The sequence below is a fragment of the Afipia massiliensis genome (genome assembly GCF_014203115.1).
Lineage (GTDB): Bacteria > Pseudomonadota > Alphaproteobacteria > Rhizobiales > Xanthobacteraceae > Afipia > Afipia massiliensis.
Map to the genome: position 1 here is coordinate 596,670 of NZ_JACHIJ010000003.1, position 13,656 is coordinate 610,325.

Consider the following 13,656-nt stretch of genomic DNA (forward strand, 5'->3'; position numbering starts at 1 on the left):
CATGAATTTGTCTCCCCGTGAAAAGGACAAGCTCCTGGTCTCCATGGCCGCCATCGTCGCGCGGCGGCGTCTCGAGCGCGGCGTCAAGCTCAATCATCCGGAAGCCATCGCGATCATCTCGGATTTCATCGTTGAAGGCGCGCGCGATGGCCGCACGGTGGCCGACCTGATGAAGGCTGGAGCCGAAGTCATCACCCGCGAGCAGTGCATGGATGGGATCGCCGAGATGATCCACGACATTCAGGTGGAGGCGACGTTTCCGGATGGGACGAAGCTCGTCACCGTCCACGAACCCATTCGGTAAGGAATTCAGATGATCCCCGGTGAACTCTTCATCAAGGACGGCGAGATCGAGCTCAACAAGGGGCGCAAGACGGTAACCCTGACGGTGGCGAACACCGGCGACCGGCCGATCCAGGTCGGCTCGCATTATCATTTCTTCGAGACCAATCCGGCGCTGAAGTTCGACCGCAAGAAGGCACGCGGCATGCGGCTCGACATTGCGGCCGGCACAGCAGTGCGATTCGAGCCGGGACAGACGCGCGAGGTCACTCTCGTTGCGGTGGCAGGCAAGCGCACGATCTACGGGTTCCGTGGCGATGTGATGGGAAAACTGTGATGCACACATATGTTGGCGGCTGCCAGTGCGGCAAGGTTCGCTATGAGATGTCCGGCGAGATCGGCGAGGTCATCGCGTGCAACTGCTCGCGCTGCGGCAAGCTCGGCACGCTGCTGACATTCGTTCCGGCGGAGAACTTCAAGCTGCTGTCGGGCGAAGATGCGACGACCCTGTACAAATTCAACAAGGGCATCATTCAGCATCGCTTCTGCACGACGTGCGGGGTTGAGTCGTTCGCGAACGGCAAGGCGCCGAATGGGGCCGAGATGGTCGCGGTCAACGTGCGTTGCCTCGACGATATCGATCTCGATTCCCTGAATGTGAAGAAATTCGACGGCAAGAAATACTGAACAAGAAATACTGAAAGATCAGCAATGGCCACCAGAATCTCCCGCTCCGTCTATGCGGACATGTTCGGTCCGACCACCGGCGACCGCGTGCGGCTTGCCGACACGGATTTGATCATCGAGGTCGAGAAGGATTTCACCGTCTACGGCGAGGAGGTGAAGTTCGGCGGCGGCAAGGTGATCCGCGACGGCATGGGCCAGTCGCAGGTGACCAACAGGCAGGGCGCGGCTGACACCGTCATCACCAACGCGCTGATCGTGGACCATTGGGGCATCGTCAAGGCCGACGTCGCGATCAAGGAGGGTATGATCTCCGCCATCGGCAAGGCCGGTAATCCGGACATCCAGCCCGGCGTCACCATCGTGATCGGTCCCGGCACCGACATCATCGCAGGCGAGGGCAAGATCCTCACCGCCGGGGGGTTCGACTCGCACATCCATTTCATTTGCCCGCAGCAGATCGAGCACGCGCTGATGTCCGGCGTCACCTCGATGCTCGGCGGTGGCACCGGTCCGTCGCACGGCACGTTCGCGACGACCTGCACGCCAGGACCGTGGCACATGGGGCGGATGATCCAGTCGTTCGACGCGTTCCCGGTCAATCTCGGCATCTCGGGCAAAGGCAACGCCTCGCGGCCTGCCGCGTTGGTGGAAATGATCAAGGCCGGCGCCTGCGCGTTGAAGCTCCATGAAGACTGGGGCACCACGCCCGCCGCCATCGACAACTGTCTGTCGGTCGCCGACGATTTTGATGTTCAGGTGATGCTGCATTCAGACACGCTGAACGAGTCGGGCTTTGTCGAGGACACCATCAAGGCCTTCAAGGGCCGCACCATTCACGCTTTCCACACCGAGGGCGCGGGCGGCGGACATGCGCCAGACATCATCAAGGTTGCGGGCCTCAAGAACGTGCTGCCGTCATCGACCAATCCGACTCGGCCATTCACGCGCAACACCATCGACGAGCATCTCGACATGCTGATGGTTTGTCATCATCTCGATCCGTCAATCGCGGAAGATCTGGCGTTTGCGGAGAGCCGCATCCGCAAGGAGACCATCGCGGCGGAAGACATTCTTCACGATCTCGGCGCGCTGTCGATGCTGTCGTCGGACAGTCAGGCGATGGGTCGTCTCGGCGAGGTTATCATCCGCACCTGGCAGACCGCTGACAAGATGAAGAAGCAGCGCGGTTCGCTGCCGGAAGACAAGGGCAAGGACAACGACAACTTCCGCGTGAAGCGTTACATCGCGAAGTACACCATCAATCCGGCGATCGCGCACGGCGTCTCCAAGCTGATCGGCTCGGTCGAGAAGGGCAAGATGGCCGACCTCGTGCTGTGGTCGCCGGCGTTCTTCGGCGTGAAGCCGGATCTCATCGTCAAGGGCGGCTCCATCGTGGCAGCTCCGATGGGCGATCCGAACGCGTCGATCCCGACGCCGCAACCGGTACACTACCAGCCGATGTTCGCGGCCTACGGCAAGTCGCTGACCGCATCGTCGGTGGTTTTCACGTCGAAAGCGGCGATTACCGGCGGGCTCGCCAGGAAGCTCGGCATCGACAAGAAGCTGTATGCTGTTTCAAACACCCGCGACCGCATCTCCAAGAAGAGCATGATTCACAATGGCGCGACGCCGAACATCGAGGTCGATCCCGAGACCTATGAGGTGCGCGCCGACGGCGAATTGCTGACCTGCGCGCCCGCAGAGGTGCTGCCCATGGCGCAGCGCTATTTCATGTACTAGGGTTCCGGCCCTGACGAGACAACAAAAGCCGGGAGGATACCTTGATCTACGTTGTTGCGACTTTGACCATCAAGCCTGAGACGCGTGCGGACATGATTGCCGCGGCAAAAGCCTGCATCGCCGAGACCCGCAAGGAAGCCGGCAACATCGCTTACGATCTGCACGAGAGCGTGACCGATCCCACCAAGCTGGTGTTCGTCGAGCAGTGGGAAAGCGCCGAGGCGCTGGTGCCGCATCGTAAGGCCGAACACATGAAAACGTTCGGACGGGTCGTTGTGAACTGCCTCGCCGCGCCGCCGAAGATCGAGGTCATCACGCCGGCGAATGTGGAGGTCCGATGATCTACGTCGTCGCCACCACCAAGGTGAAGCCGGAAGGCCGCGAGGCCTTCATCGCCGGCGCGAAAACCTGCATCGCCGAGACGCACAAGGAGAAGGGCTGCATCTCCTACGAGCTTCATGCCAGCGTGAACGATCCCGACGTCTTTGTTTTCGTCGAGCGCTGGGAAACGCGGGACGACCTGACGGCACACAGCCGTGCGCCGCATCTGAAGGCATGGCGCGAATTGTCCGCGCCGATGAAAGCATCGCCGACCGCGATCGAGATCATCAGCGGCGGCAAAGTACAGAAGCTATGAGGTCATCACCATGATCCGCGCAACGCAGGTTCGCCCGCAGATTCGCTGGACCGAGGCCGCCGCTGACACGGTGGTTCTCGGTTTCGACGACCGGCACCGGCGGCGGATGGTGATGACCGGTACGCGCGGGCTGGAGTTCCTGCTGGACCTGAAGGAAGCCGTCGCGCTGCGCGGCGGCGATGCGCTGGTGCTGGACGACGGGCGGCTGATCGAGGTGGTGGCGGCGCCGGAGCCGCTGGTGGAAATTCGCGGCAAAGATCCGCATCATCTCGTGCGGGTCGCCTGGCATCTCGGCAACCGGCACCTGCCGACGCAGATCGTCGGCAAGGGCCTTCGCATCCGCCGCGATCATGTGATCGAGGACATGGTACGCGGCCTTGGCGCGCGCGTCATCGTCATCGAAGCGCCGTTCGATCCGGAAGGCGGCGCCTATGCCGGCGGCGGCCATGCCGCGCATGGTCATGATCATCATGATCACGACCGCCACGATCATGGTCACCACGATCATGGTGATCACAAACACGGTAGCCACGATCACGCGCATCACGATCATGGTGACGGCAAGTGTGATCACGATCACCACGGTCACGCCCATGCTCATGACCACAAATGAGCGCGGTCAGGGCGACCTCGCGTTCGAGGTAGAGGAATCGGCTGCGCTGTTTCGGCTGATGACGTGGTTGTCGCCGTCGTTTCCGGTCGGCTCGTTCTCCTATTCCAGCGGCATCGAGTGGGCGGTTGAGGCGGGTGACATCACCAGCATGACAACGTTGCAGCAGTGGCTCGCGACCATGCTGCTGGAGGGCGCGGGTTTCTGTGATGGCACATTCCTCTGCCATGCCTACCGGGCTGCGACCGCGACAGACGGGCGGATGTTGAATGATGTCGCCGAACTCGCCGCGGCGTTCGTGCCGTCGCGCGAGCGGCATCTCGAAACGACAGCGCAGGGCCGCGCCTTTGTCGAAATCGCCCGCGCAGCCTGGAATTGCGAGACGCTCGATCTCCTGGCATCGCATGTGACTGGTCCGGTCGCTTATCCGGTCGCTGTCGGCGTGCTCGCGGCGGGACATCGCATTCCACTGCCTCTGACGCTGCACGCCTTTCTGCACGCGACGACATCTAACTGGATTTCAGCCGGTGTCCGTCTCATCCCGCTGGGCCAGACCGACAGCCAGCGCGCGCTGGCAGCGCTTGAGCCTGTAATCGCAGCGACCGCAGAGAAATCGCTCGATGCGTCGCTCGATGATCTCGCGAGCGCGACGTTCCGGGCCGATCTCGCCAGCATGCATCATGAAGCGCAATACACCAGGCTGTTTCGATCTTGAGAGAGGTTTTGCCATGAGCACCAGCATGAACGGCCCGCTTCGCGTCGGCATCGGCGGCCCGGTCGGGTCCGGCAAGACCGCCCTGATGGATCTGCTCTGCAAGTCGATGCGCGAGCGTTACGAGATCGCGGCGATCACCAACGACATCTACACCAAGTGGGATGCGGAGTTTCTGGTCCGATCCGGCTCGCTGACGCCGGATCGCATCGCCGGTGTGGAGACGGGGGGCTGCCCGCATACGGCGATCCGCGAGGACGCCTCGATGAATCTCGCGGCGGTGGCCGACATGCGGGTGAAGTTTCCCGATCTCGATCTGGTGCTGATCGAATCCGGCGGCGACAACCTTGCGGCAACCTTCTCGCCGGAACTGGCGGATCTGACCATCTATGTGATCGACGTCGCGGCCGGCGACAAGATTCCCTCCAAGGGCGGTCCGGGGATCACGCGATCTGATCTGCTTGTGATCAACAAGATCGATCTGGCGCCGCATGTCGGCGCATCGCTCGAGAAAATGGACACCGATGCGAAGCGCATGCGGGGGGAACGGCCGTTTGTCATGACCAACCTGAAAAAGAGCGAAGGCCTCGATCGCATCATCCGCTTCATCGAGGTGAAGGGCGGCCTTCGGGCCGCGGTTCCTGAAGCGGCGAACTGACTGCGTTTCTGCACAGCCGCTACGCCATGCTGCATTGATATTGTCAGGAACGCTCGCGTGGCGGGCGTGTTAGCCCTGCATGAAACAGTCACTCTTGGCAGCACATGGCAGGGACTATAGCGGCGTCTTTCTTGGCGCGATTCTGCTTGGAATCGTCACGGTGGTGCTGGGGCTGGCCTTGGTCGTGGCCTGACGGCTGCGTTCTGCGGGTTTACCATGAATTCCGACAGGTATATTTTCCCGTCGCTGGAACCATCTGGCAGCGCCTACATTATTCCATTCGCGAGACATTCAGGCCGTGCCGGCCATCGACCCAGGATACGGCCGGAACAGAGTATTCATGACGAGTAGTTCGGGATCTGCGTACGACCGCCGCTTCCGCCGGGCCAGCCTCACTGGCCTGGGCTCATTTTCATCCCTTATTGCTTTCGAGTAACTGCGTGCTCCGTCTCGGCCTCATCATCGGACTGATGGCGATCATCGGAGTGGTTATCTCCGGTCTCGTGGCCATGAAGGTCTACGATCAGGAACTCTCGATCGGCCGGATTGATCTGGCCCGATCGGTCGATACCCATGCCAGCCTGGTCCAGGAGCGCCTCAGCGAACGTGAGTTGCTGGCCCGGGTCGCGGTCGGGCTGTTTCGGTCGCCATCGATCAACATGGCCAATGCGTTGCAGCCGTTGCGGTCATCGATCTACGCCTTCAAGACCGATTTCCTTGTCGCAAGCTGGGTGGCTCGCGTTCCGCGCGCCGATTTCGGCCGGGCGCAGAACGAACTGAAACTTGCCGCTTTCCCCAATCCGACAATCCGGAATGTCGACGATACGCCGCTGAATCCGGCGGCGGTGCCCGATCCGGCGACCGTCGTGATGGATGTCGAACCGCAGAACGACGAGACCAAGGCGTTCGTCGGCCGGATACTGAACAGCCATCCGGTGATCATGCCCATGCTCAACCGCGCGGTGGAGGAGGGCCGGCCGGTGTCGTCCGATCCTTTCGTGCTGCTGCGTATCGGCGGCCCGATGGGCATTGTGCTGGCGTCGCCGGTGCGGACGGACACCGGGACCAGCACTGCAGGCTTTTTGACGATTTCTTACCGGTTGGCGCCCTTGATGCTCGCCAGTGACGATCTGTCCCTGTTCTCAGTGGCGCTGCGCGATCCGAGAAATGCCTCGGACAACCTGACCTCGGATTCCGAAGGCAATGTCACGTCGGTTCCGCTGCAGCTTGACGCCGAGAACCCGCCGCTGCTGCGCGTCGTTTCATTCGGCGCGCGGGACTGGACGCTGATCTATTACGCCAAGACGAATGTCGCGACGCGCGCCCAGGAGCTCGCGGGCATCGTCACGCTGATCGGCGTGGCGCTGACCCTCATTCTCTGCGGCCTGTTCGGATATGTGTCCTATAACAACGTGCGCCTCAGCCGGGAAATCCAGACCCGTATCGACTTCGAACGCCGGCTGACCGCGGTGATCGATGAGCTCAATCATCGCGTGAAGAACATTCTGGCGGTCATCCAGTCGATCGTGACGCGGACCATGCGTCACGGCGCGGACATCGACGTCGCCCGCGACCTGCTGATCGGGCGAATTCATGCCATGTCGCATGTCGTGTCGCTTCTCAGCGAGAGTCAGTGGCAAGGCGTCAAGCTCAAGGGCCTGTTCGAGCCCCGCGCAATTCCCCATGCCGACCGGATTGCGCTGAGCGGGCCTGACGTCACCGTGAGCGCGCGCGCGGCGCAGAGCCTGTCGCTACTGTTTTTCGAACTGGCGTCCCATGCCGATGAAGGACTATCGCTGGTCGGCAAGCATCCGCATATCGTCGCGGATTGGAGCGTGAGCGAAGAGCCGGATGCGGTTTTCCATTTCCGCTGGGAAGAATTCAACACCAGTGCGGCGACCCGCCGCGCCGACAGCGAATTCGGAATTGTGCTGCTGGATCGCGTTGCTCCCGAAGCACTGGGCGGCACATCGAAGCGATACTTCACCGACGTCAGCTATGTCTACGAACTGACGGCTCCGATGGCGACCGTGGTGGACGAGACCGAGATGGATCGCACCGAGCGCATCGGTGCGCCGGTCAGAAAGCGCTGATCCGGGCGGATCGAGGAACAAACTTTCCGGCGATGGATTGAGCAGCAGACGCTGTGTCACGCAAAGGAAAGTTACATGGGACGCTATCTGCTGTTGTGGCTGCTCGGGATTCCCATTCCCGTGCTGATTTTAATCTGGGCCTTTGGCGGCCTGAACTGATCCAGCAAAAAACGCGGCCACTTGCCGGTGGCCGCGTTTTTCAGTTGCTGGCTGTGAGGCCGAGATGGCGGTCTAGCCGCCACCCCCGCCGATCACGGCGCGGATCGTGTCATCCGGTCCGAAGTCCTCGGCGCCATCGACATAGAGCAGGGCGCTCAGCTTCGAACGTGCGCGGTTCACGCGGCTCTTGATGGTGCCGACCGCGCATCCGCAGATGGCCGCGGCATCTTCATAGGAGAAGCCGGAGGCGCCCACCAGGATGAGCGCTTCGCGCTGATCCTGCGGCAGCTTGTCGAGCGCGGTTCGAAACTCCTCGAACTCGAGATGCGCGCTTTGGGCAGGCTGCGACTTGAGCGTCTTGGCATAGCTGCCATCGGCGTCTTCAACCTCCCGCCGCCGCTTGCGATAGTCCGAGCGGAAGAGATTGCGCAGAATCGTGAACAGCCACGCCGGCAGGTTGGATCCCGGCTGGAAGGAATCGATATGCGCAAGGGCGCGCAACAGCGTTTCCTGGACGAGATCGTCCGCCCGGTCGGCATTGCCGCTGAGAGAAATAGCGAACGCGCGCAGGCTTGGTACGGTCGCAAGAATGTCGTCGCGAAGTGAATCCGTGAGAGGCATTATTCCCTCCCGTCTTTTGTCGGGTCTCCAGCGATCTGTGATGCCGCTTCTTGAGAATCAAGCTGGCGGATCAGATCGGCAAAACGGTCCGGCACGCCCTGACGCACGACATCGTCGTACATCGCGCGCAACTGGTGCCCGATACGGGATTGGATTTCGGCATTGAGCCCACCTTGCTTGCCGGCGCCGGTGGATGTCCTATTTTGTGGAGGCTTCAAATCTTTCATTGGCCAGATCCGTTGTCGTCCCGTGTGCCAGCCAGTAGCTAACTAACTAGAAACACGAGAGTTTTCTGTTCCTTTCGAAGCCTTTCAGCCCCATGATCATGTACTCGTCAACGGGGGGTTCACCAGAAAGTTCCAGACCGACCGGAACTTTTCTCCGATTAAAACGTAAACAGCCGGAAGCGGGGAACCGGCGGTCGTCCGACCGCGTTACGGTCCAAATTGGAAAATGAAGATTGATTGGAGGGGGTATGTCTCGTTCTCAGCTCGTCGCTGAACATCTGCCACTGTTGCGGCGCTATGCCCGCGCGCTGACTGGAAGCCAGGCATCGGGAGATGCCTATGTGGCAGCCATGCTTGAGGCCTTGCTCCAGGACCCCGCCTTGCTGGAGGAAAAGCACGGGCCGCGCGTTGGTCTGTTCCGGCTTTTCACGCAGATCTGGAATTCTGTCTCCCTGAATGAGACGACCGACAAGGGTGCCGCGCCAGTGGCGTCCGAGCAGCGGCTGTCGAGCCTGACGGCGCTCGCGCGTCAGGCGTTTCTGCTGCTGTCGCTCGAAGGCTTTGCGGAAGAAGAGGTCGGCCACATCCTGAATACTGACGTGACACATGTTCGTGAACTGGCGGACACCGCCGGCCGCGAACTGGCTGCCGAGATTGCGACCGATGTCCTGATCATCGAGGACGAGACCTTCATCGCGATGGATCTCGAAAGCCTGGTCAAGAATCTCGGTCACAACGTGATCGGCGTGGCGCGGACCCACACGGATGCCATCGCGCTGGCGAAGTCCAAGAAGCCCGGTCTTATCCTGGCGGACATCCAGCTTGCGGATGGCAGTTCGGGCCTTGATGCCGTCAACGAACTGCTCAAGACGTTCGAGGTACCGGTGGTGTTCATCACCGCCTACCCGGAGCGCTTCCTGACGGGCGAGCGGCCTGAACCGGCGTTTCTGATTTCGAAGCCCTTCCAGCCGGCCATGGTGTCGGCGGTCGCAAGCCAGGCGCTGTTCTTCCAGCGCAACTCCAAAAGCCGGCCCAGGGCCGCGGCGTCCTGAAGGGCGACGGCGTCCTGAACACACATCCGTGACAAGAAAGCCGGAGCGCGATGATCGCGTTCCGGCTTTTTCGTGCGTTGCAGAAAGACAAAGAAAAAGGGGTGCAGCCGGCATCACCACGGCTACACCCCCGTAAAGCCGGTCGATTAGGGGCAGGGGGATTTGACCGGCTGTGGATACGACGCGCACCTCACGACAATGTTCCTGCCCGCATCAGATTTTTCTTGCGCCGTCGCCATGGTGCCGCCGGAACGAAAGCTGCGCGAGGCACGTTGTTACCGCGGAGCCGCGCAGTCGTGCGGCATGGCAACGTGTAGAGGCGGCAAGATGTCTAACCTCGCTTCTGGAACTCTCGGAGTGGTGGCAGGGATGCTGGCACTGGGTGCCGTGCATCTGGAAGTGTCGGCGGGAAACGGCCTGCTTGGTCCGGCTCAGCGCGGCGACGCGGAGATGATGAATCCGGTGCGCACTGAAGCAATCGCGCGCGCTGAAACAATCACGGTCAATGTCGATCGGTCGGCGAAGGGCGATCGCGACCCGGCGGTATCGCCCGCTGGCGGCGGCGTCACAATTTCATTCAAGGTGCCCGGGTCTTCCGACTCCTCGGTCATGGTTCGTATGCCGTCAGGCGATGCGGCGGATGCCCTGCGCAAGGCTCCGGCGTCGACCACGAGCACGGGCAAGGGATCGTCCGCAGGATCGCGGCCGGTGGCCTGCGAGCCCGTGGTCAGCGTTCTGGCACCCGGCGCAAGGCAACTCGCACCGGGCCGCTGCGTGACCTGATCGTTCGCCATGATCCAACGAAAAGAGCGCCAACCGGCGCTCTTTGTTTTTGAATTGCTTTGAATTTGTTCATTCTTCCTCGGGTTCGTCGTCGGCCGTTTGGCGGCGGCTCGCCATCAGGCCAAGGGCCACGCCGCCAATAGCGACGATGGGAATGATACGCTTCAGCCCGATCGTTCGAACGATCTGCAGGCCCGCCGCCAGCACCATCGGGTCGCTCAGCGCGGCCTGCATGGTGGATTTGGTAGCCTCGACCGGCCTCTTCCGGATCTGCCGCTTGCGAACGATGTAGGAGACGGCCGCCAGCATCGTCGCCACGAAGAACACGCCGGCGCCCGCGAGGCAGGCCTGCAGCAATCCGTATTTCTGCAGCACAAAAACGAAGGCCGCAGCGCACAGGAACGAGGTTGTGATGAACAGCAACACCGCGACGGCGATTGCCAGAGATGTCAGCCGCAGCGCACTCCCGGTGCTTTCGCGAAAGTCATCCATGAATTTCTGAAACATCGAAAATCCGATCAGTATCCGTCAACGAAAAATCCGCCCCGAGCGCCACCGGCGGGGTGCCGGTGGCCTGAAAAATCCGCGTTACCGGCGCCAGGTCACGCCGATCAGAAAGCCGAGCCCGACGGCGAGGCCGACCGCGGCCAGCGGGCGCTGCGTGATGGCGTCTTCGAGCGATTCCTCCAGCGTGCTGGCATAATCCTGCGCGGCGTCCAGCGCCTCGCCACCGCGCTTGCTGGCGTCGGACATCATCGAATCCACATTGGAGCGGGCCTGCTTGTACGTCCGCTTGGCCTGCTTGCGGGCATCGCCCTTGAAAGCCTCGATCACATCCGAAATCTGGTCTGCGAGTGCTGAGATATCGTTTTTCACGGCTTCTACATCCTTCTGAAGGCGTTCATGTGTGGCTTTGTCCGTCATGGATTTCATGGCGTCTTCGCCGTCGGTGCTGGACATCTAAAACTCCTGTGCCGCATGGCTCCGTGCAAAAACGCGCGGTTCTGGTGAAGGTTCCATTGCTGATTAGTCGCCGGGCAGCTGGGTGTCCTTGACCGGCATCAAGTGCTCCTTGAGGACCAGGCCCACGATCAGGATCGGCGATGCCAGAAACGCACCCATCGGTCCCCACAGCCATGTCCAGAAAGCCAGCGTGATGAACACCGCCAGCGCATTCAGCGCTAGCCGCCGCCCGATGATCATAGGCGTGATGAAATGCCCTTCGATAAAGGCCACGATGGCAAAGCAGGTCGCCGCGACCAGTCCGCCGCTGAGCGTTGACGCCGTAACAATGCCAACCGCCGCAAGCACCACGAACATGACAATGGGTCCGATGATCGGAATGTAGTTGAGCGTCGCGGCAAGCGCGCCGAGACCGGCGGGATTCGGCATTCCGGCGGCGGCGCAGATCAATCCGGTGGCGATGCCAAGCCCCATGTTGATCAGGGTCACCGTCAGGAGATAGCCGCCGAGATTGCTCTCGATCGCGTTCAGGATGCGCAGGGTGCGCAGCCGCGAGTCGTGTCCGTTGAAGTTCAGAACGAGCGCGCGGCGCAGGTCCGGCCAGCTTGCGATGAAAAGAACGAGGACCGCGAAGAACAGGAGGATCTCGGTGAACGTCGGGGACAGAAATTCGAGCGTCGGCTGTACCCATTCGATCTTCGGTACCGGAAAGCCGGTTTCGCCAGTTGTCGGCGTGCCGCCGAACAGGCCCTGCACCTGATGCCAGAGCGCGATCGGCCGGTCGAAGATATGGAATTTCTCCTTGAGCGACGACTGAAGCTCCGGCAGCCGGGTGGTCCACTCCATCACCGGCGCGGAAATCAGCGCCACCATGAAGGCCAATGCGGCGCAGGTTGCCGAGACGATCAGGACCGCCGAGACCGAGCGTGGAATTCCATAACGCTCGAAGAATTTCGCCGCCGGAGACAGCATGGTGCCGATCACAAGCGCTGTCACCGTCGGAAGGAAGAAGGCCCGCGCGACGTACAGCACCGCGACCACGCTGATGATGAGCAGCGCGACCAGCGAAAAAGAAACGATCTCCGCTTGTCCAATAGCCGGAGGCTGCTGCTCGTCCTGCTCGTCCGGCGAAGACTTCGCCGGACGAATCCTGTCGCGCACCTCCCGGCGTACGTCGGGCACGTCAGATTCTGCCGAGCAACAGCAGGATCACCACGATCACCAGGATGGTGCCGACGATCCCCGACGGGCCGTAACCCCAGTTTGCGCTGTGGCCCCAGCTTGGAATGACGCCGAGCAGGATAAGGATCAAAATAATGATGAGAATGGTGCCAAGAGACATGATGAAAGTCCTCGATTTTACACCGGCCCCAGCCGGCCTCCGGGACCGCTAACCGTCAGCCGGTCCCAAGGTTCCACTGTCTTGGCGTGAACCGGCACCGTGCCGGCATGCACAAACAATCGCTGCGAGGAGAGCGTCGGAACCAAAAGCCATGACCCCGCGTTCGCTCTGTATCCGCATCACACGATGCCATCGCAGAACCCCGAGGCAGGTCATGACACATTCGGTGCAGGCGAATTCAGTGTCTCCAAATTCCATCTCCCGGATTTTCACCACGTCCCTTCGATCAACTCGCGGCTTCACTGTGGCGGCGATGGCATTCCCGCTCGTCCTGGCCACCCCCGCGATGTCGCAAACGCTTGGATACGCTGGATATTCAAATGGATATTCGCAGGGCTCGTTCTGGTCGGATCGGCAAGCGCTGCCTTCGCCAAACGTGACCGAGGATGACAGCGACAGTTCTGCTGTCGTTCCCGAGCGGCTGCAACGCAAGGTCGTCTCCTACGGGACGCACGAAGCGCCCGGCACCATCGTGATCGATACCGGCAACACCACGCTCTATTACGTGCTCGGTCAGGGCCGGGCGATCCGCTACGGCGTCGGCGTCGGCCGCGAGGGCTTCACCTGGTCGGGTGTGCAGACCGTGTCGCGCAAGGCGGCCTGGCCTGACTGGCACCCGCCGGCGGAGATGATCGCGCGCCAGCCCTACCTGCCGCGCTTCGTCGCGGGCGGTCCGGGAAATCCGCTGGGCGCAGCGGCGATGTATCTCGGCTCCAGCGCTTACCGCATTCACGGCACCAACGATCCGTCCACGATCGGCAAGTTCGTCTCCAGCGGCTGTATCCGTCTGACGAATGACGATGTGCAGGATCTGGCCAGCCGCGTTTCCATCGGCACCAAGGTTGTCGTGCTGCCGAAGAGCCGCCGGATCGAAGCCGATGCTACAAAAGAGAGAGCGGCCCCGAGAGCCAACGCGCTCAAGCCGCTGCGCGTGAGCGACTCGGCTGCTCCGCGCACGTCACAAAACGTCAAATTGACCGGATTATATTGAGTGAAAGTTTGAGCAGGCCATGTACCGGATGAACCAGGC

At 61.6% G+C, this 13,656-nt stretch carries 19 protein-coding genes; 13 read left to right on the forward strand and 6 right to left on the reverse strand.

Translation table 11 applies throughout. The features are described from left to right. Position 1: 1 nt before the first annotated feature. The 10 genes from HNQ36_RS12425 (at position 2) to HNQ36_RS12470 (ending at position 7,419) form a co-directional block, all read left to right on the forward strand. Positions 2–304: an urease subunit gamma gene (locus tag HNQ36_RS12425; RefSeq protein WP_184085452.1), complete on the forward strand. Its 303-nt coding sequence runs from the start codon at positions 2–4 to the stop codon at positions 302–304. 9 nt (positions 305–313) lie between these two features. Then, entirely contained in the window at positions 314–619 is a 306-nt protein-coding gene (locus tag HNQ36_RS12430; protein ID WP_184085454.1) for an urease subunit beta, read from the forward strand. Continuing rightward, positions 616–969 carry a GFA family protein gene (locus HNQ36_RS12435; RefSeq protein WP_184085456.1) on the forward strand — a complete coding sequence of 118 codons (354 nt, stop codon included), beginning with the start codon at positions 616–618 and terminating at the stop codon, positions 967–969. The genes HNQ36_RS12430 and HNQ36_RS12435 overlap by 4 nt, the downstream gene beginning before the upstream one ends. Positions 970–993: 24 nt before the next feature. Further along, a complete protein-coding gene (gene ureC / locus HNQ36_RS12440; RefSeq protein ID WP_184085458.1) occupies positions 994–2,709 on the forward strand; it encodes an urease subunit alpha in 1,716 nt (571 codons plus the stop codon). A gap of 41 nt (positions 2,710–2,750) precedes the next feature. After that, positions 2,751–3,050: a putative quinol monooxygenase gene (locus HNQ36_RS12445; protein WP_184085460.1), complete on the forward strand. Its 300-nt coding sequence runs from the start codon at positions 2,751–2,753 to the stop codon at positions 3,048–3,050. Continuing rightward, complete coding sequence (locus tag HNQ36_RS12450; RefSeq protein ID WP_184085462.1) at positions 3,047–3,346, forward strand: putative quinol monooxygenase; 300 nt, start codon at positions 3,047–3,049, stop codon at positions 3,344–3,346. Before HNQ36_RS12445 ends, HNQ36_RS12450 begins: the two co-directional genes overlap by 4 nt. A gap of 10 nt (positions 3,347–3,356) precedes the next feature. Further along, entirely contained in the window at positions 3,357–3,959 is a 603-nt protein-coding gene (locus tag HNQ36_RS12455) for an urease accessory protein UreE (RefSeq protein WP_184085464.1), read from the forward strand. Continuing rightward, positions 3,940–4,671, forward strand: coding sequence for an urease accessory protein UreF (locus HNQ36_RS12460; RefSeq protein WP_184085963.1), 732 nt, complete (start codon positions 3,940–3,942; stop codon positions 4,669–4,671). The genes HNQ36_RS12455 and HNQ36_RS12460 overlap by 20 nt, the downstream gene beginning before the upstream one ends. Positions 4,672–4,684: 13 nt before the next feature. Continuing rightward, positions 4,685–5,326, forward strand: coding sequence for an urease accessory protein UreG (ureG, locus tag HNQ36_RS12465; protein ID WP_184085466.1), 642 nt, complete (start codon positions 4,685–4,687; stop codon positions 5,324–5,326). A 440-nt stretch (positions 5,327–5,766) separates the two neighbouring features. Further along, positions 5,767–7,419, forward strand: a complete 1,653-nt coding sequence (locus HNQ36_RS12470) for an HWE histidine kinase domain-containing protein (RefSeq protein ID WP_184085468.1) — start codon at positions 5,767–5,769, stop codon at positions 7,417–7,419. A gap of 231 nt (positions 7,420–7,650) precedes the next feature. On the opposite strand, the gene HNQ36_RS12475 is transcribed toward HNQ36_RS12470, so the two are convergent. Beyond that, entirely contained in the window at positions 7,651–8,199 is a 549-nt protein-coding gene (locus HNQ36_RS12475) for a sigma-70 family RNA polymerase sigma factor (protein WP_046828680.1), read from the reverse strand. Continuing rightward, the gene (locus tag HNQ36_RS12480) at positions 8,199–8,426 is read right to left on the reverse strand and encodes a NepR family anti-sigma factor (protein WP_184085470.1); all 228 of its coding nucleotides are present in this window, start codon (positions 8,424–8,426) and stop codon (positions 8,199–8,201) included. The genes HNQ36_RS12475 and HNQ36_RS12480 overlap by 1 nt, the downstream gene beginning before the upstream one ends. Positions 8,427–8,674: 248 nt before the next feature. On the opposite strand from HNQ36_RS12480, the gene HNQ36_RS12485 reads away from it, so the two are divergent. Then, positions 8,675–9,478, forward strand: a complete 804-nt coding sequence (locus tag HNQ36_RS12485; protein WP_184085471.1) for a response regulator — start codon at positions 8,675–8,677, stop codon at positions 9,476–9,478. A gap of 327 nt (positions 9,479–9,805) precedes the next feature. Further along, a complete protein-coding gene (locus tag HNQ36_RS12490; protein ID WP_184085473.1) occupies positions 9,806–10,261 on the forward strand; it encodes a hypothetical protein in 456 nt (151 codons plus the stop codon). 69 nt (positions 10,262–10,330) lie between these two features. Here the strand turns inward: HNQ36_RS12490 and HNQ36_RS12495 are convergent, their stop codons facing one another. The 4 genes from HNQ36_RS12495 to HNQ36_RS12510 all read right to left on the reverse strand — a co-directional run bounded on the left by HNQ36_RS12495 (position 10,331) and on the right by HNQ36_RS12510 (position 12,566). After that, a complete protein-coding gene (locus HNQ36_RS12495) occupies positions 10,331–10,768 on the reverse strand; it encodes a hypothetical protein (RefSeq protein ID WP_184085475.1) in 438 nt (145 codons plus the stop codon). An 81-nt stretch (positions 10,769–10,849) separates the two neighbouring features. Then, positions 10,850–11,221 (reverse strand): ElaB/YgaM/YqjD family protein, encoded by a 372-nt coding sequence (locus HNQ36_RS12500; protein WP_184085477.1) that lies wholly within the window; start codon positions 11,219–11,221, stop codon positions 10,850–10,852. A gap of 66 nt (positions 11,222–11,287) precedes the next feature. Continuing rightward, complete coding sequence (locus tag HNQ36_RS12505) at positions 11,288–12,406, reverse strand: AI-2E family transporter (protein WP_184085479.1); 1,119 nt, start codon at positions 12,404–12,406, stop codon at positions 11,288–11,290. A gap of 1 nt (position 12,407) precedes the next feature. Next, positions 12,408–12,566 carry a DUF3309 family protein gene (locus HNQ36_RS12510; protein WP_019199906.1) on the reverse strand — a complete coding sequence of 53 codons (159 nt, stop codon included), beginning with the start codon at positions 12,564–12,566 and terminating at the stop codon, positions 12,408–12,410. A gap of 214 nt (positions 12,567–12,780) precedes the next feature. Between HNQ36_RS12510 and HNQ36_RS12515 the strand changes: the two genes are divergently transcribed. Beyond that, positions 12,781–13,617, forward strand: a complete 837-nt coding sequence (locus HNQ36_RS12515; RefSeq protein WP_184085481.1) for a L,D-transpeptidase — start codon at positions 12,781–12,783, stop codon at positions 13,615–13,617. Positions 13,618–13,656: the final 39 nt, after the last annotated feature.

Coding starts and splice junctions, on each gene's coding strand:
- HNQ36_RS12425 (WP_184085452.1), top strand. CDS start 2: ATGAATTTGTCTCCCCGTGAAAAGGACAAGCTCCTGGTCTCCATGGCC.
- HNQ36_RS12430 (WP_184085454.1), top strand. CDS start 314: ATGATCCCCGGTGAACTCTTCATCAAGGACGGCGAGATCGAGCTCAAC.
- ureC (WP_184085458.1), top strand. CDS start 994: ATGGCCACCAGAATCTCCCGCTCCGTCTATGCGGACATGTTCGGTCCG.
- HNQ36_RS12450 (WP_184085462.1), top strand. CDS start 3,047: ATGATCTACGTCGTCGCCACCACCAAGGTGAAGCCGGAAGGCCGCGAG.
- HNQ36_RS12455 (WP_184085464.1), top strand. CDS start 3,357: ATGATCCGCGCAACGCAGGTTCGCCCGCAGATTCGCTGGACCGAGGCC.
- HNQ36_RS12460 (WP_184085963.1), top strand. CDS start 3,940: ATGCTCATGACCACAAATGAGCGCGGTCAGGGCGACCTCGCGTTCGAG.
- ureG (WP_184085466.1), top strand. CDS start 4,685: ATGAGCACCAGCATGAACGGCCCGCTTCGCGTCGGCATCGGCGGCCCG.
- HNQ36_RS12475 (WP_046828680.1), bottom strand. CDS start 8,199: ATGCCTCTCACGGATTCACTTCGCGACGACATTCTTGCGACCGTACCA.
- HNQ36_RS12480 (WP_184085470.1), bottom strand. CDS start 8,426: ATGAAAGATTTGAAGCCTCCACAAAATAGGACATCCACCGGCGCCGGC.
- HNQ36_RS12485 (WP_184085471.1), top strand. CDS start 8,675: ATGTCTCGTTCTCAGCTCGTCGCTGAACATCTGCCACTGTTGCGGCGC.
- HNQ36_RS12490 (WP_184085473.1), top strand. CDS start 9,806: ATGTCTAACCTCGCTTCTGGAACTCTCGGAGTGGTGGCAGGGATGCTG.
- HNQ36_RS12495 (WP_184085475.1), bottom strand. CDS start 10,768: ATGTTTCAGAAATTCATGGATGACTTTCGCGAAAGCACCGGGAGTGCG.
- HNQ36_RS12500 (WP_184085477.1), bottom strand. CDS start 11,221: ATGTCCAGCACCGACGGCGAAGACGCCATGAAATCCATGACGGACAAA.
- HNQ36_RS12510 (WP_019199906.1), bottom strand. CDS start 12,566: ATGTCTCTTGGCACCATTCTCATCATTATTTTGATCCTTATCCTGCTC.
- HNQ36_RS12515 (WP_184085481.1), top strand. CDS start 12,781: ATGACACATTCGGTGCAGGCGAATTCAGTGTCTCCAAATTCCATCTCC.